General features: G+C 64.8%; 14 protein-coding genes. 12 read left to right on the forward strand and 2 right to left on the reverse strand.

The annotated features are described in order from the left end of the window. Nucleotides 1–66 precede the first annotated feature (66 nt). Both IPV69_RS26710 and IPV69_RS26715 read left to right on the forward strand, forming a co-directional pair. A complete protein-coding gene (locus IPV69_RS26710; RefSeq protein ID WP_206292787.1) occupies nucleotides 67–774 on the forward strand; it encodes a nucleotidyltransferase domain-containing protein in 708 nt (235 codons plus the stop codon). Beyond that, nucleotides 707–1096: a hypothetical protein gene (locus IPV69_RS26715; protein WP_206292788.1), complete on the forward strand. Its 390-nt coding sequence runs from the start codon at nucleotides 707–709 to the stop codon at nucleotides 1094–1096. The genes IPV69_RS26710 and IPV69_RS26715 overlap by 68 nt, the downstream gene beginning before the upstream one ends. 69 nt (nucleotides 1097–1165) lie before the next feature. On the opposite strand, the gene IPV69_RS26720 is transcribed toward IPV69_RS26715, so the two are convergent. Both IPV69_RS26720 and IPV69_RS26725 read right to left on the reverse strand, forming a co-directional pair. After that, nucleotides 1166–2623: a DUF1501 domain-containing protein gene (locus IPV69_RS26720; RefSeq protein WP_206292789.1), complete on the reverse strand. Its 1458-nt coding sequence runs from the start codon at nucleotides 2621–2623 to the stop codon at nucleotides 1166–1168. Nucleotides 2624–2628: 5 nt separating this feature from the next. After that, a complete protein-coding gene (locus IPV69_RS26725) occupies nucleotides 2629–5721 on the reverse strand; it encodes a PSD1 and planctomycete cytochrome C domain-containing protein (RefSeq protein ID WP_206292790.1) in 3093 nt (1030 codons plus the stop codon). Nucleotides 5722–6015: 294 nt separating this feature from the next. Here IPV69_RS26725 and IPV69_RS26730 point away from each other — a divergent pair, with 294 nt between their 5' ends. From IPV69_RS26730 to cysD, 10 genes are all read left to right on the forward strand, one after another. After that, nucleotides 6016–9957 (forward strand): outer membrane protein assembly factor BamB family protein, encoded by a 3942-nt coding sequence (locus IPV69_RS26730; RefSeq protein WP_206292791.1) that lies wholly within the window; start codon nucleotides 6016–6018, stop codon nucleotides 9955–9957. After that, entirely contained in the window at nucleotides 9954–11003 is a 1050-nt protein-coding gene (locus IPV69_RS26735) for a hypothetical protein (RefSeq protein WP_206292792.1), read from the forward strand. Before IPV69_RS26730 ends, IPV69_RS26735 begins: the two co-directional genes overlap by 4 nt. Beyond that, nucleotides 11000–12550 carry an extracellular solute-binding protein gene (locus IPV69_RS26740; protein ID WP_206292793.1) on the forward strand — a complete coding sequence of 517 codons (1551 nt, stop codon included), beginning with the start codon at nucleotides 11000–11002 and terminating at the stop codon, nucleotides 12548–12550. Before IPV69_RS26735 ends, IPV69_RS26740 begins: the two co-directional genes overlap by 4 nt. After that, nucleotides 12531–13337 carry an ABC transporter permease gene (locus IPV69_RS26745; protein ID WP_206292794.1) on the forward strand — a complete coding sequence of 269 codons (807 nt, stop codon included), beginning with the start codon at nucleotides 12531–12533 and terminating at the stop codon, nucleotides 13335–13337. The genes IPV69_RS26740 and IPV69_RS26745 overlap by 20 nt, the downstream gene beginning before the upstream one ends. Then, the gene (locus IPV69_RS26750) at nucleotides 13334–13987 is read left to right on the forward strand and encodes an ABC transporter ATP-binding protein (RefSeq protein ID WP_206292795.1); all 654 of its coding nucleotides are present in this window, start codon (nucleotides 13334–13336) and stop codon (nucleotides 13985–13987) included. Before IPV69_RS26745 ends, IPV69_RS26750 begins: the two co-directional genes overlap by 4 nt. Next, entirely contained in the window at nucleotides 13984–14751 is a 768-nt protein-coding gene (locus IPV69_RS26755; RefSeq protein ID WP_206292796.1) for a HesA/MoeB/ThiF family protein, read from the forward strand. Before IPV69_RS26750 ends, IPV69_RS26755 begins: the two co-directional genes overlap by 4 nt. Nucleotides 14752–14898: 147 nt before the next feature. After that, on the forward strand, nucleotides 14899–15267 hold the full coding sequence (locus IPV69_RS26760) for a helix-turn-helix transcriptional regulator (protein ID WP_390884438.1): 369 nt from the start codon (nucleotides 14899–14901) through the stop codon (nucleotides 15265–15267). Nucleotides 15268–15543: 276 nt separating this feature from the next. Next, nucleotides 15544–16998 carry a proton-conducting transporter transmembrane domain-containing protein gene (locus tag IPV69_RS26765; protein ID WP_206292798.1) on the forward strand — a complete coding sequence of 485 codons (1455 nt, stop codon included), beginning with the start codon at nucleotides 15544–15546 and terminating at the stop codon, nucleotides 16996–16998. A 4-nt stretch (nucleotides 16999–17002) separates the two neighbouring features. Next, nucleotides 17003–19417 (forward strand): DUF2309 domain-containing protein, encoded by a 2415-nt coding sequence (locus tag IPV69_RS26770; protein WP_206292799.1) that lies wholly within the window; start codon nucleotides 17003–17005, stop codon nucleotides 19415–19417. After that, nucleotides 19414–20319, forward strand: coding sequence for a sulfate adenylyltransferase subunit CysD (cysD, locus tag IPV69_RS26775; protein WP_206292800.1), 906 nt, complete (start codon nucleotides 19414–19416; stop codon nucleotides 20317–20319). The genes IPV69_RS26770 and cysD overlap by 4 nt, the downstream gene beginning before the upstream one ends. Nucleotides 20320–20344 lie beyond the last annotated feature (25 nt).

The following is a 20344-nucleotide window of genomic DNA, read 5'->3' on the forward strand; positions in this document are numbered from 1 at the left end:
GTGACCTCGGCGGGCATGCATCCTGAACTTGTGGCTGCAATCGAATAGGTTACAATTGTCACCGTTATGATTACAGGAACGGAAGCCGGTGACATTCTCTTCGGCCGCACCCGGCGAGCTATCCTCGCATTGACCTTTCTCCGCCCGGATGAGTCTTTTTACATGAGAGAGATCGTTCGCCGGACGGGTTGTGGTACCGGCCCGGTCCAACGGGAGTTGAAACTGCTGACTGACTGCGGCATTCTCAGGCGCGACCGCCAGCGGTTTTTCCGCGCAAACCCGGACTCAGCAATCTACGAACCGTTGAAACAGATCGTGATCCGGACCGTCGGCTTGGGCGAGCGACTCCGTGCGACCTTGAATCCGTTCGCTAATGACATCGCCGTCGCGTTCATTTTCGGTTCCTTTTCGCGGGGAGAGCAGCGCGAGCAAAGCGACGTGGATGTACTGGTTGTCACCAAAGATTCCTCGGCTGATCCCCACGCGATCGACGCGGCGTTAGCCTCTCAGCAATCACAGGTCGGGCGCGCAATCAATCCTTTCGTGCTGCCGGCCGAAGAGTGGGCACGGAAGTACCGGTCGGGCAATGCTTTCGTGCAGCGCGTATCCAAATCGGAGAAGACGTATCTGATCGGAGATGATGATGAGCTTGAGCGTCTGGCAGAAGAACGGGTGGCTGAAGCCGCACAGCCCGACACGTCAGGAAGTGCTCGACCTGCTCGCGCTGGCCGATCGCGATCTGCGAAACGCGAAGGTCAGCGGTCTCGACAATGACTGGCGATTCAATATCGCGTACAACGCCGCGCTTCAGGCGGGAACAGCTGCGCTGGTTGCCTCTGGCTTCGCCGTCCCCAAAGGCGATTCACATCATTTTAGAGTCATCGGATCACTCGCCCTGACCGTAGGACTCGAGGGCAAGCTGGTCGATCAGCTCGACCGGTATCGACGTAAGCGCAGTGTGAGTGTTTACGACGTAGCCGGCGCGATCAGCGACGCCGAAAGCCGTGGAATGCTCGCATTGGCTGAAGATCTGGTCGAGCACGTTCACGCATGGTTGTTGCAGAACCACCCGGACTTAATGGACTCAAAGTCTTAAGCCCCGGGTGTAGGCCACGGCTACAGCAACACTGTTCTACTGCGCGGCACGTATCCCGTAACGCATCGCTCACGCCAGCAGCGGCTTCTGCACCACGCCGTGCACATCCGTCAGGCGGAACTCGCGGCCCTGGTACTTGTACGTCAGCTTCTCGTGGTCGATGCCGAGCAGGTGCAGGACAGTGGCGTTGAGGTCGTGGACGTGGACAGGGTTCTCAGCCGGCGCGAAGCCGAAGGGGTCGGTCTTTCCGAAGCTGATCCCGCCCTTCACGCCGCCGCCGGCGAGCCAGCAGGTGAAGGCATCTTTGTGGTGATCGCGGCCCGGGCTGGTGGCTTTGCCGTCGCCGTCGATGCCCTGAGCTAAAGGCGTACGGCCGAACTCCGAACCCCAGATGACCAGGGTGTCATCGAACATCCCCAGCCGTTTGAGGTCCTTGATCAGCGCCGCCATCGGGCGATCGACATCCTTGCACTTGGCGGGAAGCCTCGTCGCGATGCTGCCGTGGTGATCCCAGTCGGAATCGTAAAGCTCGACGACACGCACGCCGCGTTCGACCAGCCGTCGGGCCAGCAGGCAGTTGCCGGCGAACGAAGCCTTGCCGGGTTGCGCCCCGTAAGACTCCAGCACCTCCTTCGGCTCGCGCGAGATGTCCATCAGATCGGGGACCGACGTCTGCATCTTGAACGCCATCTCGTACTGCGCGATGCGGGTGGCGATCTCGGGGTCGGCGACTTGCTGAAGGTGGTGCTCGTTGAGGCCCTTGACCGCATCAAGAATGCGCCGGCGATTCGCGGCGGTCTGCCCGGCCGGGTTGCCAAGGTACAGCACGGGGTCGCCGGAGTTTCTGAACTGGATGCCCTGGTACACGCTGGGCAGGAAACCGCTGCCCCAGAGCGAAGTCCCCGCGCCACCGAGCGGCCCGGACAGCAGCACGACATACGCCGGCAGGTTCTGGTTTTCAGACCCCAGGCCGTAGGTCACCCACGATCCGAAACCGGGCCGGCCACCCCGGCCGAAACCGGTGTGCATGAACAGCTGCGCCGGCGCGTGGTTGATTTCATCGGTGTGGACGGACCGAACGACGGCGATGTCGTCGGCGACGGTAGCGAGGCTGGGGAGAAGCTCGGAGAACGTCTGGCCGCTCTTACCGTGATTGGCGAACTTAAACCGCGACCCGGCGAGCGTCATCTTCCCGCCGATGAAGGCGAATCGCTTGCCTTCGAGCAGTTCGGCGGGGCAGGGCTCGCCACTGCGCTTTTGCAGCTCCGGCTTGGGGTCGAATAAATCGAGTTGCGACGGGGCACCGATCATGTGCAGGTAGATCACCCGCTTGGCCCGGGCGGCGAAGTGTGGCTGCCGAGGCGACGCCGGGTCGATGCGCAGAGACGGCGATCCGTCCGCGGAAGTCGCCGAATAGCCGTCGCCTGCCAGCAGCCCGGCGAGCGCGGCACCGCCGAACCCCAGGCCCGACCGGCGGAGGAACTGTCGGCGCGTCGCCAGTTGAAGGGCTTCGTCGATTGGATGCATGGGGATCAACCCTTGGTGATGGTCTCGTCGAGGTTCAGGATCGCCGCACTAACGGCGTACCACGCGGCAAACTGACCGGCCGACATCCCTGCGGGGATCTCTGCCTTGCCGACGAACTGCTTTGCGACCGCCGGTGCGGCTGTCATCGCATCCGATTCGGCGTCGAACAGCGTTCGCAGAAGCCCCAGTTCCCCCGCATCGGGTGTGCGGCCGAGTGCCAGGCGGAACGCGTGGGTGATACGGGCGTCGACGGATGCAGACGGCGTTTCCGCAACGAGGCGCCGCGCGAAAGCCATCGCGGCTTCGACGTAGACCGGGTCATTCAACAGCGTAAGTGCCTGCAACGGCGTGTTGGTGCGCGGCCGTTTCACGCGGCACGCGAAACGCTCAGGTGCGTCAAACGCGACGAAGCTCGGATAGGGAGCCGAGCGCTTCCAGACGACGTAGAGCCCACGCCGATACTTGTCTTCCCCCGGGCTGACGACGTAGTCGTATTTCGCACCGCCTACCTTCGTCCACAGCCCGTCCGGCTGCGGCGGACGCACCGGCGGCCCGCCGAGCTTCGGCGACAGCAGCCCGCCGATCGCCAGCGCGTTGTCGCGAATCGCCTCGGCGTCCAGGCGGAACCGCGGCCCGCGGGCCAGGAGCCGGTTGGTCGGATCTTTCGACAGCAGCTCCGGCGTCAGCCGCGACGACTGGCGATAGGTGTTCGACAGCACCATCGTGCGGACGATGTGCTTGATTGACCAAGGCTTTGCGCCGCCCGCGACGGCTGTCGGTTCCATGAACTCCACCGCGAGCCAGTCAAGCAGTTCCGGGTGGCTCGGCGGGTCTCCCTTGATGCCGAAGTCCTCTGGTGTCGCGACGATGCCTTGGCCGAACAGTTCGGCCCAGAGACGGTTGACCGTCACCCTCGCCGTCAACGGGTTGTCGCGGCTCACCAGCCAGCGGGCCAGGCCGACCCGGTTTCGCTCGGCGTCAGCGGGCATCGGTGGGAGCAGACCGGGCGTTCCGGGCGCGACCGATGCGCCGGGAGAACGGAAGTCGCCCCGGCTAAAGAGCATTGACGGCCTTGTCGCCGGCATCTCCTGCATTACCAGCGTCTTGACCGACGGTGCCTTGGCCAGTTCGGCTTCCTTCGATCGGATGTCGTTCTGCAGTCGCACGTACTCTGCGTCCTGCGCCAGGCGGTAGTCGGCGATTGCCTTCTTCTGCGGTCCTGAACGCTTCGCCGGCACGACGGCCAGTGCCTCTGCGACCGCGGCGGGGATGCTCGTTCCCTGGCCCGACCCGGTGAGGGCCGACAGCCTTACCCGACCGATGGTCCGGCCGCCGCCGAAGTTCTGTACCAGGGTAAAGGTGAGTTCTGTGCCGCCGTCAAACCCGACCGGGGCGGCGCTTTCGAAGACGGCCCAGTGCGGCTCGTGGAACTTCGGATTGATCGCCCAGGCCGACTTGGGGTCGTCATCGATTGCGCCTTCGGGCGAAAACTTCGCCTGCGAGAAGTCGGCCCGGGCCGACTTGAACGTCACCGCCTCGGGTTTGCCGCCTGGCTTCGTCGCCGTCACGGCGAACGTGTTCAGCACAAAGTTCGGCCGGTTTGCATCGCCACGCCCCGGGCCTTTGCCCGGCAATGACGGATCGGTCAGCGCTTCGAGCTTGAACCCTCGAATCCCGGTCAGGCGTGTCCTGGCGACGATCGTATAGGTGTCTTTGTCCGGCGGATCGCCGCTTACCAGAACGGACCCGTCCTTCAGCACCTCGTGCGTCGCTCCGCCGATGGAATCGAAGTCCGTGATTTCCAGCACATGTTCGCTGGGGCCTTCGCTGGCGGTCTTGAGCGTGGCGGCTTCCCAAGCGGCGTCGGGCGTTTCGAAAAGTTTGCTGCGGGCTGCGAGTTGCTGGTTCGCTGCGGCGACTTCCTGTTGCAGCTTCTCCTGCGCCTTGGAGTTGCCGGCGTCGGTCAGAGACATTTCGGGGCCCAGGAACCGGATCGAACCGGGCACCTTCGGGTTGGATCGTTCGGCTTCCTTCGTCGTGCTATTGAAGAACGCAAAGAGCTGGTAGTAGTCCTTCTGCGAGAAGGGGTCGTACTTGTGGTCGTGGCACTGGGCGCACTCGATCGTGCTGCCGAGCCAGATGGTGCCCAGCGTGTTGACGCGGTCCATCACCTGGTTGACGCGGGTCTCTTCAGGGTCGGTGCCCGCTTCCACATTCGTCGGGGCATTGCGGTTGAAGCCGGTGGCGATTCTCTGGCTCTGGGTGGCGTTGGGCAGCAGGTCGCCGGCGAGTTGCTCGACCGTGAACTGGTCGAACGGCATGTCGGCGTTGAGTGCATCGACGACCCAATCGCGATACGCCCAGATGTCGCGCAGGTCGTCGCGCTGGTAGCCGTGCGAATCGGCATAGCGGGCGGCGTCAAGCCACGAGCGGGCCCACTTCACGCCGAACTGCGGCGAGGCGAGCAACCGATCGACGGCGCGTTCGTAAGCCGCCTCGGTTGAGTCGGCCAGGAAGGCGTCAATCTCAGCCGGCGTCGGCGGCAATCCGGTCAGGTCGAGCGACAGCCGGCGGATCAGTGTCTCGCGGGAGGCTTGCGGCGACGGCGTCCAGCCCTCCTTCTGAAGTCGCGCGACGATGAAGGCGTCGATTGCATTCGGCCGGGGGTGGTCGGTATTGGCCGCCTTCGGCAGGGCTGGCCGCAGCGGCTTCACGTACGCCCAGTGCCTGGACGCCTGCGCCGGCCATGCGGCTCCCTGCTGAATCCACTCCTTAAGCGTTTGCACCTGGGCAGCCGTGAGCCGTTCGCCCCGCGGCGGCATCGCGCCGTCCTGGTCGGCAGGCAACGCCAGGCGACTGAGCAGCTCGCTCTTGCCTGGCGTTCCGGCGACAACCGCCGGCCCCGATTCGCCTCCCTTGATCGCTGCTTCGCGGGAATCCAGCCGCAGGCCCCCTTTCTGCTTCTCGGGTCCGTGGCATTCGTAGCAGGCGCGCTGCAGGACTGCGACGGCCGCTGCCGGGTCCGCCGCCGCCACATCGGCCGCTACCGCCGAACGGGGCACCGCCAGGAAGAGAGCGATGAACAGAACCAGCCGCATGATGCCAATCCTTCTGAGGTCCGATCCCGGTCCGACGCGTCAGCAGGCGAAGCTGGACCATCAACTGACGCGAGATGTTATCTCAATCTACGCCCCGAGTCGGGGTTTATTCGCCAGTCACCCAGGCCGAATGCGACGAGTCGTTCCAAGACGGCAAGGGGGCAGAGCCAAATAATCCGGCACACCGAGCGTTGAGGTTCGGTGCACCGCCTTTCCCGGCGGTACACTGCGCGGGTGACTCGGCCTGACGATGCGTCGCCGAGCGCTGGCACATCTCGACTGGCCGGAGATTTCATGAAGCTGATCGCACTCCTGATCGCCTTGTTCCCCCTGGCTGCACAGGCCGCCGAACCTTCGCGGGCCGGAGGACCTCTTGCCGGCGAGATTCTGGCCGCCAGCGGCATCAAGGGCGGCGTCGTCGTTCACTTGAACTGCGGCGACGGCCGGCTGACGGCGGCGTTGCGTGCCAACGACAGTTACATCGTCCAGGGCCTCGGGGCCGACATCACCGCCGCCCGGCAGCACATCCAGTCGCTCGGCATCTACGGTCCGGTATCGGTCGCCAGGTGGACAGGCGACCGCATTCCGTACGTCGACAATATGGTGAACCTACTGGTCGCTGACGACCTCGGCAGTGTGCCGATGGACGAAGTCAACCGCGTGCTGACGCCCAACGGCGTGGCAATGATCGGCGGAAAGAAGACGGTCAAGCCCAAGCCGTCGGCGATGGACGACTGGACGCACTACTTTTACGACGCCCGCGGCAACGCCGTCTCGAAGGATACTGCCGTCGGTCCGCCGGAACGGTTGCAGTGGGTGGGCAGCCCGCGGTGGTCGCGGCATCACGATCGCATCTCGAGCCTCAGCGCGATGGTGTCGGGTGCGGGGCGGATGTTCTACATCATGGACGAAGGGTCGCGGATCTCGATCTTGCTTCCGTCCAAGTGGATGCTGACCGCCCGCGACGGCTACAACGGAGCGATCCTCTGGCGCAAGCCGATCGCCAAGTGGCAGGACCACATGTGGCCGCTGAAGTCGGGTCCGACCCAGCTCACGCGCCGGTTGGTCACCGACGGCAAGCACGTTTTCGTCACCATGGCGATCGACGCGCCGGTCAGCGCGCTCGACCCGGCGACCGGCGACACGATCCGCATCTACGAAGACACCAAGGGTGCCGAGGAAATCCTGCACGTCGATGGCACGCTCTATTGCCTGGTAAACCCTGAAGCCTGGTCGCTGAAAGAGTTCGCGCCCAAGCTCAACACCGGCGATCAGAAGCGGGTTGAAACGGAATACAACTGGGATGAAAAGCCCCGGCGGCTGGTCGCGGTGGATGTCGAGACCGGAAAGCTCAAGTGGAAGCTCGACGGCAAAATTGCGCCGCTCACCCTCGCTGCCGACGGCAAGCGCGTCATCTATTACGACGGCGAGAAGCTGACGTCGCTCAACCCGGCCACGGGCGAGCAGCAGTGGGCCAGCGCCCCCGTCGCCAAGCGAAAACTGTTTGAATACAACTATGCCCCGCGCGTGGTGATGTTCAACGACATGGTGCTTTACGCCGGAGGCGACGGCGCGCAGAAGGGCCTGGCGGCAGACACCGGCAAAGAGCTCTGGTCGGCCCCGCACGCCAAGTCGGGCTATCGATCCCCTGAAGACCTGATCTGCGCCGGCGGGTTGGTTTGGAATGCACCCGATACGGCGGGCAACATGTCGGGCATTTTCACCGGGCGTAATCCCAAGACCGGCGAAGTGGTCAAGGAGTTCCCACCGGACGTGGACGCGTATTGGTTCCACCATCGCTGCTACATCGCCAAGGCGACCGAGAACTTCATTCTGACGTCCCGAACCGGCATCGAGTTCGTTGACATCAAAAAGAGCCACTGGGACATCAATCACTGGGTTCGCGGCGCGTGCCTGTACGGCGTTCTTCCGGCGAACGGACTGGTCTACGCCGGCCCGCACGACTGCGCCTGCTACCCGGAAGCCAAGCTCGACGGCATGAACGCGCTGGCGCCTGCCGCTCCGACGCCGCACCCCAAGCCCGCTTCGGACGATGAGCGGCTGGAGAGAGGTCCGGCCTGGGGCCAGCCGATTGACGAAGTCGCCGCCGACGCCAGGGACTGGCCCACCTATCGCCACGACCCGGCCCGCAGCGGTTACTCCGATCAGCCCCTTCTCCCTGACCTCGGCCAGGCGTGGGACATCAAGCTCGGCGGCCGGCTCAGTGCAATGACCGCGGCCGCCGGCAAGGTGTTCGTCTCGCAGGTTGAAAAGCACACCCTGCACGCACTCGACATGGCGACCGGCAAGAGCGTCTGGCAGTTCACCGCCGAGTCGCGAATCGATTCGCCGCCAACCTACTGGAAGGGGCGCGTGTTGTTCGGCGGGATGGACGGATACATCTACTGCCTTCGCGCCAGCGACGGCGCGATGGTCTGGAGATTCCTCGCGGCGACCAACGGCCGCCGGCACATGGCGATGGAGCAACTCGAAAGCGTCTGGCCTGTTCACGGCAGCGTGCTGGTGGAAGACGGTATCGTCAGCGGTGTCGCCGGTCGGTCGGTCTTCCTCGACGGCGGGCTGCGGTTCGTACGGCTGGACGTGGCGACGGGCAAGAAGCTGGTCGAAGTCGTCTACGACGACAAAGACCCCGAAACCGGCAAAGACCTGCAGGAACGCCACAAGACGCTCCAGATGCCGGTCGGTTCGAATGACGTCTTGGCCAGCGACGGCAAGTGGATCTTCCTGCGATCGCAGAAGATCGCTGCCGACGGCAAGCGCGTGGACATCGGCCCGGTCTCGGGCAACGCCATCGAACAGGGTGCCGCCCAGAAGGGCGAAGGGGCGCACATCTTCGCGCCGATGGGGTTCCTCGACGACACCTGGTTCCACCGCAGCTACTGGGTATACGGACGCAACTTTGCCGGTGGGCACAACGGCTACTACCAGGCGGGTAAGTATGCGCCTTCGGGGCGGCTGTTCGTGTTCGACGACAAGGAAGTCTTCGCATTCGGGCGACAGCCGCAGTATTTCAAGTGGACGACCACGATGGAGTACCAGCTGAGCGCGGCGAGCAAAACCCCGCCCGATGTCGAACCCGAACAACCCGCCGAGGGCAAGAAAAAGGGCGCTGCGAACAAGCCGGGCGCGGGCAACAAAGCCGGCGCGGCGGCGAAGATTCCGGAAGTGAAACTCGTCTCCGAGAAGTTCGACGCCAGCAACAAGCCCCTGACAGTCGAAGCCTGGATTCTTCCGGAAGGACCCGACGGCATGATCGCCCAGTACGGCGGGGCGGTCACCGGTTTCTCGCTGGCGTTGCAGGACGGCCGGCCGGGCTTCTCGATCCGGGCAGACAAGACGTCAGCGACGGCAGAGGCCGCACGGCCGCTTGATGCCGGGTGGCATCACGTTGCCGGCGTGCTGACCGAGGGCAAGCAATTGCGGCTTTACGTCGATGGTCAGCTCGCCGCCGAAACCAAGGCCCCGGGATTGATCACCAAAAAGCCGGCGCTGGGCCTGGTGCTGGGTGCGGCCAATCCGTCGGCGGTCAGTGACTTCGGCCGGGGCGCGCCCTACACCGGCCTGATCGACATGTTCGCAATGTTCCCCAAGGCGTTGGATGTCGGCGAACTGACAGAGCATGCCAGGCAGGCAAACGCGGTCAACCCGGGCAACGGTGCGATGGTGGCGTTATCGTTCGACAAGGGAGACGCCCGCGACGAATCGGGCAACGCCGTGCAGGGCATTATGTCCGGCGTTGATACTGCCAAGGGGAAGACGGGGTTGGCACTGCTATTCAAGAAGCCGTCGGATTCGAACCCCGCGACAAAGCCGAGCCTGCTCGCCGGTGGCGGCAAGGGCGGCCCGGCTCAGAAGGGGAGTTTCGTGCAGGACCGCTGGACGGGCTATGTCCCCATCGTCACGCGGGCGATGGCGATGGCCGGTCGAACGCTGGTCGTCGCCGGACCGCCGGACGACCTCAACGAAGAGTACGCCTTCGAACGCATGTCCGAGAAGGACCCGGCGATCTTCGCCCAGCTGGCCGAGCAGGATGCCTCGCTGGAAGGCTTGCGTGGCGGCAAGCTCTGGGCGGTGAATGGAGACACCGGCGCGACTACCCAACAGCTCGATCTCAAGAGCCCGCCGGTCTGGGATGGTATGATCGTCGCCCAGGGTCGGCTGTTCGCCGCGACGGTCGATGGCAAGGTGATCTGCCTGGGGGTCGTCAAGCAATGAACGTCTCTCGCACCTTCATTCTCATCGCGTTCGTCGCCGGTGCCTTAGCCGGCGGTGCGGCGGATGCATTGGCGTGTTCTGTGCCGGTCTTTCGCTTTGCGCTGAATTATTGGCCCGGCGACCCGTACCAGTTGCGATCGCAGGACGCGCGGCTTTCGGACGACCTGCACATCAACCTCGAACAGAAACCGGCCACGAGCCAGACCGCGCGGCTGAGCCTCGGCGACCGCGAAATCTGGTCCGGCGAACTGACGCCGGCCACGCTGGCAGACCTCGTCGATTCGCCGGCTCGGCGCGAACTGCGGGCGCGAATCCTGCGAGGCGAATCGATCGTGTGGCTGCTCGTCGAGTCCGGCGATGCCGACAAGGACGCCGCCGCCGAGGCTGCGCTCACCAAGCGATTGAAGTACCTAGAGTCGATCGCCGTCGTTCCGGAAATGCAGCCGAACGACCCGGCCAACCGCCTGGGCCCCGGACCGACGCTGACGGTCCGCTATTCGATCCTCCGCCTGTCGCGCAAAGACCCGAAGGAGCAGTTGACCCTCGCCATGCTCGACCGCGACGGGACAGACAAGACGACGCCCATCGCGTATCCCGTCTTCGGGCGGTGCCGCGTACTGATCGCGCTGCCTCAGGAGAAGTTGACGCAGGACAATATCGACGAAGTCTGCCAGTACCTGACGGCGGCCTGCTCGTGCGAGGTGAAGGATCGGCGCATCGGCTGGGATCTGCTGGTGCAGTGCGATTGGGACCAGGAGCTGGCCAAGGTCGAACAACGCCGACGGCTCGGCCAGGATGAGACAGGCACCGCGGCAGCAACGCAACCCACCGGCGGTTCAGCCACCGCCGCACCGGCGACCAAGCCGGTATCGCAGGCGGATCTGGTACCTGAGGTTGTTGTGCTGCAGGCCCGGCCCCTCCCGGCCGCAGCCGTATCCGCCCCGGCGTCGCCGTCCTCCTGGATCAGCCCCTTGGTGGCTGTTGTCGGCGGTATTGTCATCCTTGCCGGCGTCGCCGGATTGTTCGCGATGAGGAAACGGTCTTGAAACTCGGTGGCTTTATCCTGCTGGTCCTTGTGTTCGCCGGTGCGTCGTGGCTCTGGTTTCAGCGCCAGGCCGATCAGACCGCGACGACCAACCCCGTAGCGCTCAAGATCTTCTGCGCCGCCGGGATCAAAAGTCCGGTCGAAGCTGTCGCCGCCGCGTACCAGAATGAACTCGGCGTCAGGGCGGAGCTTCAGTACGGCGGGACGGCGTCGCTGCTGAGCTCCATTCGCGTCGCTGGCGGCGGGGATCTGTTCGTCGCCGCCGACGACGCGGCAATCGTCGAATCCCGCAAGCTCGGTCTGATTCGCGAGGTGCTCCCCCTGGTCACGCAGACCCCGGTGATCGCCGTCATCAAGGGCAACCCCAAAGGCATCCGCACGCTCGATGATCTGCTCCGCGCCGATGTGAAGTTTGCACTCGCCAACCCGGAAAGCGCCAGCGTTGGCCGCATCAGCAAGCGAATCCTGAAGGATCGCTGGGAATCGTTCAGCGGAAAAGCCGCCGTGATGAAGCCCACGGTGATGGAGATCGCCACCGACGTGAAGATTGGCTCGGTCGATGCGGCGATCGTCTGGGATTCGGCCGTCGCGCAGTTTCCCGAATTGGAAGCCGTCACGGTTCCCGAGCTTGCCGCCAGTCCGGAGAATGCCAGCATCGCGGTGCTTGCCGGCAGCACGAATCCGACGGCAGCACTGCGGTTTGCCCGGTATCTCACGTCGCCCGAAAAGGGCGGACCGATCTTTTCAGCCAGGGGTTTCAAACCCGCACGCGGCGATCAGTGGGCGGAAAAGCCGCGGTTTGTCATCTACAGCGGCGGCGTTAATCGACCCGCAATCCAGCAGACCCTGCAGGAGTTCGCCGACCGTGAAGGCGTCGATCTGACAACAGTCTTCAACGGCTGCGGTGTACTTTGCGCTTCGATGAAGGCGATGTCGCAGACGCCCGGGAACCAACTACCCGATGTGTACTACGCCTGCGACGTCTGCTTCGTCCCCCCGGTCGCGGAGATGTTTCCCGAGGCGATCGTGCTGACCGAAGCCGATATCGTGCTGGCGGTGAACAAGGGCAATCCGCGAAACATCCGATCGATCGCCGACCTGGCCCAGCCGAACCTGAAGGTCGGGATCTGCAATGCCGAGCAGGCCACGCTGGGCTTCATGACCAAGGCAATGCTCAAGCAGGCCGGCCTGCTGCCGGCGGTGATGAAGAACGTCTGCTCGCAGGTGCCGACGGCGGACCTGCTGGTCAACCAGCTTCGCACCGGCTCGCTCGATGCCGCGATCGTGTACGAGATCAACGCCCGGCCCGCCGCCGAGTTTATCGATACGATTTCCATTCCGGCGTCGGCCGGGGCCAAAGCGGTGCAGCCGTTCGCCGTCGCGGCCAAAACGCCGTATCCTCTGCTGGCGCATCGCCTGCTGGATTGTCTGAAGTCCAACCGGGCCCGGTTTGAGGAAGCCGGCTTCCGCTGGCGCGACGACCCCACCATTCCCAGCAAGGACATCGTCCTGCCGGACTATCTGAAAAATGCCAACAACAACGACTGACAGGCACAGGGCGGGACCGAACTGGCCGTTCTGGGTTGCCATCGCCGCTGTGACGGCGGCCTACCTGGCGTTCCTGCTTTACATGCTGCTGGCGACGGCAACGTACACATCGCGCGATCATTTGATCCGCTCACTGGGTTCCCGCGAGATTCGCTACGCGATGGGCCTGAGCCTGATCACCTGTACGACCACCTCGCTGCTGGCGCTGCTGATTGCCGTTCCCGTCGGCTACCTGATGTCGCGCAGCCATTTTTTCGGCAAGAATTTCATCGATACGCTGATCGATATTCCCATCGTGCTGCCGCCGCTGGTGATCGGCCTGTGCCTGCTGATCATGTTTCAAACCCCGTTCGGCCAGGCGATCCAGCAGCACGTGCGGTTCACGTACACGGTGACGGGGGTCGTGCTGGCGCAACTGGTGGTTGGGGCGGCTTTCGCGGTGCGGCAGATGCGGTCGACCTTCGACCACCTCTCTGCCCGGCCGGAAGACGTCGCGATGACGCTCGGCTGCTCGCGCGGCAGGGCGGTCTGGCTGGTCACGCTGCCGGCGGCAAAGCGCGGCATGTTCAGCGCCGCGAGTGTCGCCTGGGCCCGCAGCCTTGGCGAGTTCGGCCCCATTCTCGTCTTCGCCGGCGCGACCCGCATGAAGACTGAAGTTCTGCCCACCACCGTCTGGCTCGAACTGAGCGTCGGCAACCTGGAAGCATCGGTCGCCGTCAGCCTGACGATGATCGTGCTGGCGGTGATCGTGCTGCTGGCGATGCGCGTGGCGGGGGAGCGGCCATGATTTCGCTCCAGCAGATCGCGGTCCGCGCCGGTGTTTTTGCGCTGGATGACGTCTCGTTCGTCGTCCCGTCGGGCGCGTATGGCGTGCTCATGGGGCCCACGGGCTCAGGCAAAACCACCCTCATCGAAGTGATCTGCGGACTGCGAAAGCCGGCGGGCGGGCGGGTGCTGGTGAACGACATTGACGTCACCCGTGAACCACCGGGGAACCGCGGGATCGGCTATGTCCCGCAGGATGGCGCGATGTTTCCGACCATGACCGTCCGCGAGCAGATCGGTTTTGCGCTGCGGATCCGGCGGCTGCCACGAACGGAGATCGACCGGCGGGTTGACGAACTGTCCGCCCGCCTGGGCGTCGCCCACCTGCTGGATCGCAGGCCCGCCGGCCTGTCGGGCGGCGAGCGACAGCGCGTCGCGCTCGGCCGGGCGCTGGCGTGTCGCCCGGCGGTACTGCTGCTCGACGAGCCGCTGTCGGCGCTGGACGAAACCATGCGCACCGGTATGCGGGATCTGCTCAAGAGCGTGCAGAGAGACTTCGGCGCTTCGATCCTTCACGTAACCCATGATCGTTCCGAGGCCGCCGCACTCGCCGACGTCTTGTTCATCCTGTCCGACGGCCGAGTCCAGCCTGCGGAGATCCACAAGCAATGAAGCCGCCCACGGAAGAACCTCCCCTGACGGATGAAGAGCGTGCGATCTACGCTTGGCAGATGCGCATTCCCGGCCTGGGCGAGCCTGGCCAGCAGAAGCTCAAAGGGGCTTCGGTACTGATCTCGCGGTGCGGCGGGCTGGGTGGTGCTGTCGCCTACGAACTGGCTGCCGCGGGCGTTGGCAGGCTGGTCATCGCGCATGCAGGGAATGTGAAGCCCAGTGACCTCAACCGCCAGCTGTTGATGACGCATGATCAGATCGGCCGGTCGCGTATTGAGTCGATCGACCGCCGATTGCGCGAGCTGAACCCGCGTCTGGAGATCGTGCCCGTTGCCGAGAACGTGTCGTCAGCGAACGCCGATCGACTCGTCGCGCAGGCGGACATCGTGGTGGACGCCGCCCCCCTGTTTGAAGAGCGTTTCGCACTGAACGACGCCGCCGTCCGGCAGCACAAGCCGATGGTGGAGTGCGCCGTTTACGAGATGGATGTCCATGTCACCACGATCCTGCCCGGCCGCACGCCGTGCCTGCGGTGTATCGTCCCTGAGATGCCGGTCGATTGGAAAAGACAGTTCCCGATCCTGGGCGCCGTGTCGGGCGTCGCCGGGTGCATTGGCGCGGTCGAGGTGGTCAAACTGTTGACCGGCATCGGCAAGCCGCTGGCCGGTGTTCGGCTGGTGATGAACCTCGACACCATGCAGGTCCGGCAGTTGAAGCTGATGCGCGACCCCGGATGCCCGGCATGCGGTTCGCCGGCGAGTTGAACGAATCGGGACGGGCGGGCGGTCGATCCGTGTCCGTTCGTCTGCGACGGTGGACGGCAGCGGCTCTCGCACTGGACGTTCAATGCCGAGCCGCCTATGTTGCTCGACACGCATCGTACGAGATTGAGGAGGTTCGACCGCGTGAACATGTCCCACGCCACAACCACCACGCCGGGGTGGACGTTTCTGAGCAACCACGCCCACGTTCTGTTGCTGATCGCCGCCGACCCGGGCACCAAGCTTCGGGACGTCGCAGACCGGGTCGGTATTACCGAGCGTGCGGTACAGCGGATCGTTGCCGATCTCGAGGAAGCGAAATACATCGAGCGTGAGCGCGTCGGGCGGCGTAATCACTACCGGGTTCACCCGGAACTGCCCTTGCGACACCCAATTGAAGCGCATACCGAAGTCGGTGCGCTGCTCGAACTGGTCCTGCGCAAGTCCGACCCGGCCCCGAAAGGCAAGTCCGGGTCTTCAGAACCGTCCGTCCGTCGCCGGTCGAAGGCCCGGCCCTGACTCTCGCGGCATCGGTTCATCACTTCCATCTGCCTGATTTCTGAATCCATCTTGATGGCCTGGCCACGCCGGGTTCGCATTGCCGCGCGATCCGAATCGGCCTGGCAATGGCGGGAAATTTCCGATTCTTCCCGACAGTTGCCCTCTGCAGTTGACACGCCGAAATATTCGCGATAAACAATACGCGACAACTATGTCGTAAATTGTGTATCGCATATTGGAGATCGTATGTTTTCTGTCCGGCGACGTTCGTCCTCAAGTGGCGGGGGGATGTTTGTGGCGTTGGTACTGGCCGGCGCGGCGGCGGCAGCGGTCGCGTGGCAGGCGGCTTGGCCGCAGCCGCTGAAGGTTGCCGGATTCACCATCGACCGGCTGAGTGCAACACTGGCGCTCCTCGTCGGTCTGGTCGGGGCCGCAACTTACCGGTTCTCGACACGGTACCTCGACGATGCCGCAGGCCGCCGCCGGTTCCTGCGATGGCTCCTGATCACCGTGTGCGCTGCCTATGCCCTTGTGCTGTCCACTGACCTGCTGCTGCTGTTTGCCGCATGGTCGCTGACCAGTGCCGGATTACACCGCCTGCTGACGTTCTATCCGGATCGGCCGCAGGCCTTGGCTCCGGCGCGTAAGAAGTTTGTCATCAGCCGATTGGGTGACGTGGCGCTGCTCGCGGCGATCGCGCTGATCTGGCGCGGTTGGGGAACTACGGATCTTCACGTCTTCATTGCCGCGGTCCGGGAAGGGGCAGCTACGGGCGCCGCCGATTGGGTTGCAATGCTCGTGGCCGTCGCCGCGTTGACCAAGTCGGCGCAGTTCCCCTTCCACAGCTGGCTCCCTGAAACAATGGAGTCCCCGACTCCCGTCTCGGCGCTGATGCACGCGGGGATCATCAATGCCGGTGGCGTACTGCTGCTTCGGTTCGCGCCGCTGCTGGCGACGGCCCCAGCCGCGCTGACGCTGCTCGTGCTGATCGGCACTTTGACCGCCGCCCTTGGGACGGTGTCGATGTGGTCGCAGGTCAAGGTCAAACGTCAACTCGCCTGGTCCACGGTCGCCCAGATGGGGTTCATGATGGTCCAATGCGGGTTAACTGTGTTCCCGGCCGCGGCTCTGCATATTGTCGGGCACGGGTGCTACAAGGCATGGAGCTTCCTGCGGTCGGGCGGACTGCCGGCGTCGGCCGCACCGGTTCGCCCGGCGTCGCCGGTGAGGACACTCGCCCTTGCAGCCCTGGGCACGCTGCTGGCCATCCCCGCTCTTCGGGTGGCTTCCTCGATCACGGGGTTCGATCCGAGCCACTCGCCCGGCGAGATGGCGATGTCCGCAGTCGTCGCGATCGCCATCGGTCAACTCTGGGTCGGGCTCTTCCGAACATCTGTCTCCGGCCCAGCAGCCGTGGGTTGGCGCGTCGTCGCGGGTGTCGCAGCGACCTTTGCCGCGGCGGGAATGGCATTCGGAATCTTTCACGGCGTGACGGTGTTCCTGGCTCCCGCGCTGGGCCCGATCCAACCTCCCACTGCGTCCTGGGCGTGGGTGCTGGCGAGTATTCCCGTGCTGACGTTCGCGGGACTGGCTGTTCTCCATGCGTGCCTGCCCGCCCTGGCGCGAACGCGGGCGGGACGGGCGTTGTACGTGCACGCCCTGCACGGCTTTTACTTCGGCGCGGTCGCGGACCGCGCGGTGGAACGACTCTGGCCGATTCGAGCACGAAAGGACGTGGCACTTGCGTGAAGTAATGAACCATGATGCGGAAGTTCTGGACGAAGCGTCCGTAACGTTGATCGTCGAGCGGGTTTGCAGCCGGATTGCGCCCTTGTGGGACCTGCCGAACTATGTCGCAGTGAACCCGTTTCTCGGATTCACTTCGCGGCCCCTGGACGAGGCGGCACGTGAGATCTCTGACGGGCTGGGCGCCCGGGTCCTGCCCCCGGTCGAGTATTACCGGCAGCGCTGGGCAGAGTACGCATTCGATCAGGCGGTGCTCGACGCTTCGGCCCGCCGCCACGGCTTCGATCCGGCAGACCTGGAGGCGGTTCTTGAAGGCCGCCAATCAGCGCCGGTGCGCGCTGCCTCGCCGGTCCTGTCGCTGGCAGAGAGGCTCGACCGCGCCCGGGGCAGCCGGTGGAATGAGGCTGTTGTTCGATCGATCGCGCGGTGGTGCGCGGTCTATGCGACCGGTGACGCCGACAGTGGTGCCTGGGGCACGCTCGCCACGCATCGAGGTCTGTTCGCCTCCTGGCGGGAGGCCGAGACGATCGACCGCACGCTGGAGATCGCCGGCCTGGCAGGCTGGCGGGCGTGGGTCGGTCGGCTTCCGGAATCGCCGGCTGCGGCGACGGCGTTGATGCTCAGCAAACTTGACCTGCCCAAGGCCAGTCGTGAGGACTACCTCTACCACCTTCTCGGCGACCTGCTGGGCTGGGCGTCGTACTTCCGGCGGTCATCTTGGTACGCCGGCAACAGCAAAGCCGGTCTACTGCCGGAACTGCTGGCGATCCGTCTCTGCGCTGACATGGCGGTAAACGAACTAGCAAAGCACCCGGCGAACCCGCCCCGACCCGAGCCAGAGCCCAGTGTTGAGGACGAGTCGACGCGGGTTGCCCTTCAGGACGCGTTGGAGGACGGCTACGTCGCCGGACTGCTCCAGACGCTTCATCCCCCGTCGGAAGCAACAGCCGCGCGGCCGGCCGTGCAGGCGGTGTTCTGCATCGACGTCCGGTCTGAGCCGCTGCGGCGTCACTTGGAGGCGCAGTCCCGTGAGGTTGAGACGCTCGGGTTCGCCGGGTTCTTCGGCGTCTCATTGGATTGGCAGTCGGGCGACGAGCGGAGTACGCGGTGCCCCGTGCTGCTCCGGCCGGCGGTAAGCCTGCGAGCGATCGGTGAGCCGTCCAGATCGACCGGATCATCTGCTCTGAAGCACCTGCAATCCGCACCGGCCGGTGCGTTCTCCGTGGTCGAAACGCTCGGCGTCCTATACGGCATCGGCCTGCTCCGCGACGCCGCGGTCGTCGGAGGTAACCGGGTCGCTGCAGACGGGAGCGAGCCATTCAGTCTTGCCGATGACCGTGCCGGCCTCGGTCTGGACATCGCCGCACGAACGGAACTGGCGCGGGGGATCCTGAAGAACACGGGACTGCATCACCCGCTGGCACGGCTCGTCCTTCTTTGCGGACACGAAGGCCGAAGCGCGAACAACCCCCACGTCGCCGGTCTGCATTGCGGCGCCTGCGGCGGTCACGGCGGGGGGATTAACGCCCGGGTTGCCGCCGCAGTGCTGAACGACCCCATGGTCCGTTCCGGCCTGCGGTCGCGGGGCGTGGTGGTTCCCGAGGACACCTGGTTTGTCGCCGGCGTTCACGACACGTCGGTCGACAAAGTCACGCTTCTTGATGTCGCGAACGTGCCCGCGACGCACCAGGGCGACCTGGCCCGGTTGAGCACATGGCTTTCGGCAGCCGGCGAAGCGACCCGGGCCGAGCGGGCGACTGCACTCGGACTCGCGGACCAGCCTGCCGATCGGCTCGCCCGACTGTTCGACCAAAGGGCGCGCGACGCTTCGGAAGTACGCCCGGAATGGGGCCTGGCTCGCAACGCGGCGTTCATCGCGGCGCGTCGGGCGCGCACCAGGGGTGTTGATCTGGCCGGCCGCGCCTTCCTTCACGAGTACGACGCCGCAGCCGACCCCGACAACGTCGTCCTCACCCTGATCCTCACCGCGCCGGTCGTCGTCGCTTCATGGATCAACCTGCAATACTTCGCATCGACCGTCGATAACCGGTCGTTCGGCTGCGGTGACAAGACGTTGCATAACCGCGTCGGCACGCTGGGCGTTGTGCTCGGCAACGGCGGCGATTTGCGGACCGGACTGGCGTTGCAGTCGGTTCATGCCGCCGATGGGAGCTGGTACCACGAGCCGCTGCGGCTGCAGGTAATCGTGGAGGCGCCGATTGAGAAGATTGAGACCGTCCTGACCGCGCAGCCCGGTGTGAGGGAGCTTGTCGAACACGGCTGGATCAGGCTGTTCGCCATCAGTCCTGACGGCCAGGAGCGATACCGCAGGACACCCGGCTCGGGTTGGGAGCTGTACCCGAACGTTGAGGAATCCGGCGAATCGGTCGAGAACGAGCGCCTGCTGGAGGTCTGCGCGTGAACTACCGCCATTCGCACCTGCAGCTTCTCGAGGCCGAGGCGATCCACGTGATTCGGGAAGTGGCCGCCGAGTTTCAGAATCCGGTGTTGCTCTATTCGGCCGGGAAGGACTCGATGTGCCTGGCCCACCTGGCCCGCAAAGCGTTCTGGCCGGGGCGGATTCCGTTCCCGTTTTTACACGTCGCGACGACATGGGACTTTCAGGATCTGCTGGCATTCCGCGACCGCTACTGCGCCCAGATCGGGATCAGGCTGATCGTCCACACCAATGAGGAGGCGCTGGCACAAGGCGTCAATCCGTTCGACTACGCGACGCCGGCCTACAGCGCCGCGATGCAGACCCAATCGCTCGTTCAGGCGTTACAGCGAGGCGGTTTTGACGCCGCGTTCGGTGGGGCGCGACGGGACGAGGAAAAGAGCCGGGCCAAAGAGCGCGTCTACTCTTTTCGCGACCGCCGCATGCAGTGGGATCCCAAGAGTCAGCGGCCGGAGTTGTGGGATCTCTACAACGGGAAGGTCAATCCCGGCGAGTCCATTCGAGCATTCCCGCTCAGCAACTGGACGGAACTGGACGTGTGGCAGTACATCCATCGCGAGCAGGTCCCGCTGCCGGACCTTTACTTCGCCAGGTTGCGGCCGGTGGTCCAGCGGCACGGGCAACTGATCTGCGTGGACGACGAGCGCATGCGCCTGGAGCCGGGTGAAATCCCGATACAGAAACTCGTGCGTTTCCGGACCCTCGGCGACTATCCCCTGACGGGCGCATCGGAATCGACGGCGACCACCATCCCGGAGATCATCGCCGAGACCCTGGTCGCCCGCCGGTCCGAGCGGGAGGGCCGGGTCATTGACCACGATGAAGCGGGGTCGATGGAGCAGAAGAAGCGGGAGGGGTACTTCTGAAGGACGGTGGATCAACCGCAGCCTT

The sequence above is a fragment of the Humisphaera borealis genome (genome assembly GCF_015169395.1).
GTDB classification, from domain to species: Bacteria; Planctomycetota; Phycisphaerae; order Tepidisphaerales; family Tepidisphaeraceae; genus Humisphaera; species Humisphaera borealis.

Coding starts and splice junctions, on each gene's coding strand:
- IPV69_RS26760 (WP_390884438.1), top strand. CDS start 14,899: ATGTCCCACGCCACAACCACCACGCCGGGGTGGACGTTTCTGAGCAAC.
- IPV69_RS26770 (WP_206292799.1), top strand. CDS start 17,003: ATGAACCATGATGCGGAAGTTCTGGACGAAGCGTCCGTAACGTTGATC.
- IPV69_RS26755 (WP_206292796.1), top strand. CDS start 13,984: ATGAAGCCGCCCACGGAAGAACCTCCCCTGACGGATGAAGAGCGTGCG.
- IPV69_RS26720 (WP_206292789.1), bottom strand. CDS start 2,623: ATGCATCCAATCGACGAAGCCCTTCAACTGGCGACGCGCCGACAGTTC.
- IPV69_RS26750 (WP_206292795.1), top strand. CDS start 13,334: ATGATTTCGCTCCAGCAGATCGCGGTCCGCGCCGGTGTTTTTGCGCTG.
- IPV69_RS26735 (WP_206292792.1), top strand. CDS start 9,954: ATGAACGTCTCTCGCACCTTCATTCTCATCGCGTTCGTCGCCGGTGCC.
- IPV69_RS26725 (WP_206292790.1), bottom strand. CDS start 5,721: ATGCGGCTGGTTCTGTTCATCGCTCTCTTCCTGGCGGTGCCCCGTTCG.
- IPV69_RS26710 (WP_206292787.1), top strand. CDS start 67: ATGATTACAGGAACGGAAGCCGGTGACATTCTCTTCGGCCGCACCCGG.
- IPV69_RS26745 (WP_206292794.1), top strand. CDS start 12,531: ATGCCAACAACAACGACTGACAGGCACAGGGCGGGACCGAACTGGCCG.
- IPV69_RS26730 (WP_206292791.1), top strand. CDS start 6,016: ATGAAGCTGATCGCACTCCTGATCGCCTTGTTCCCCCTGGCTGCACAG.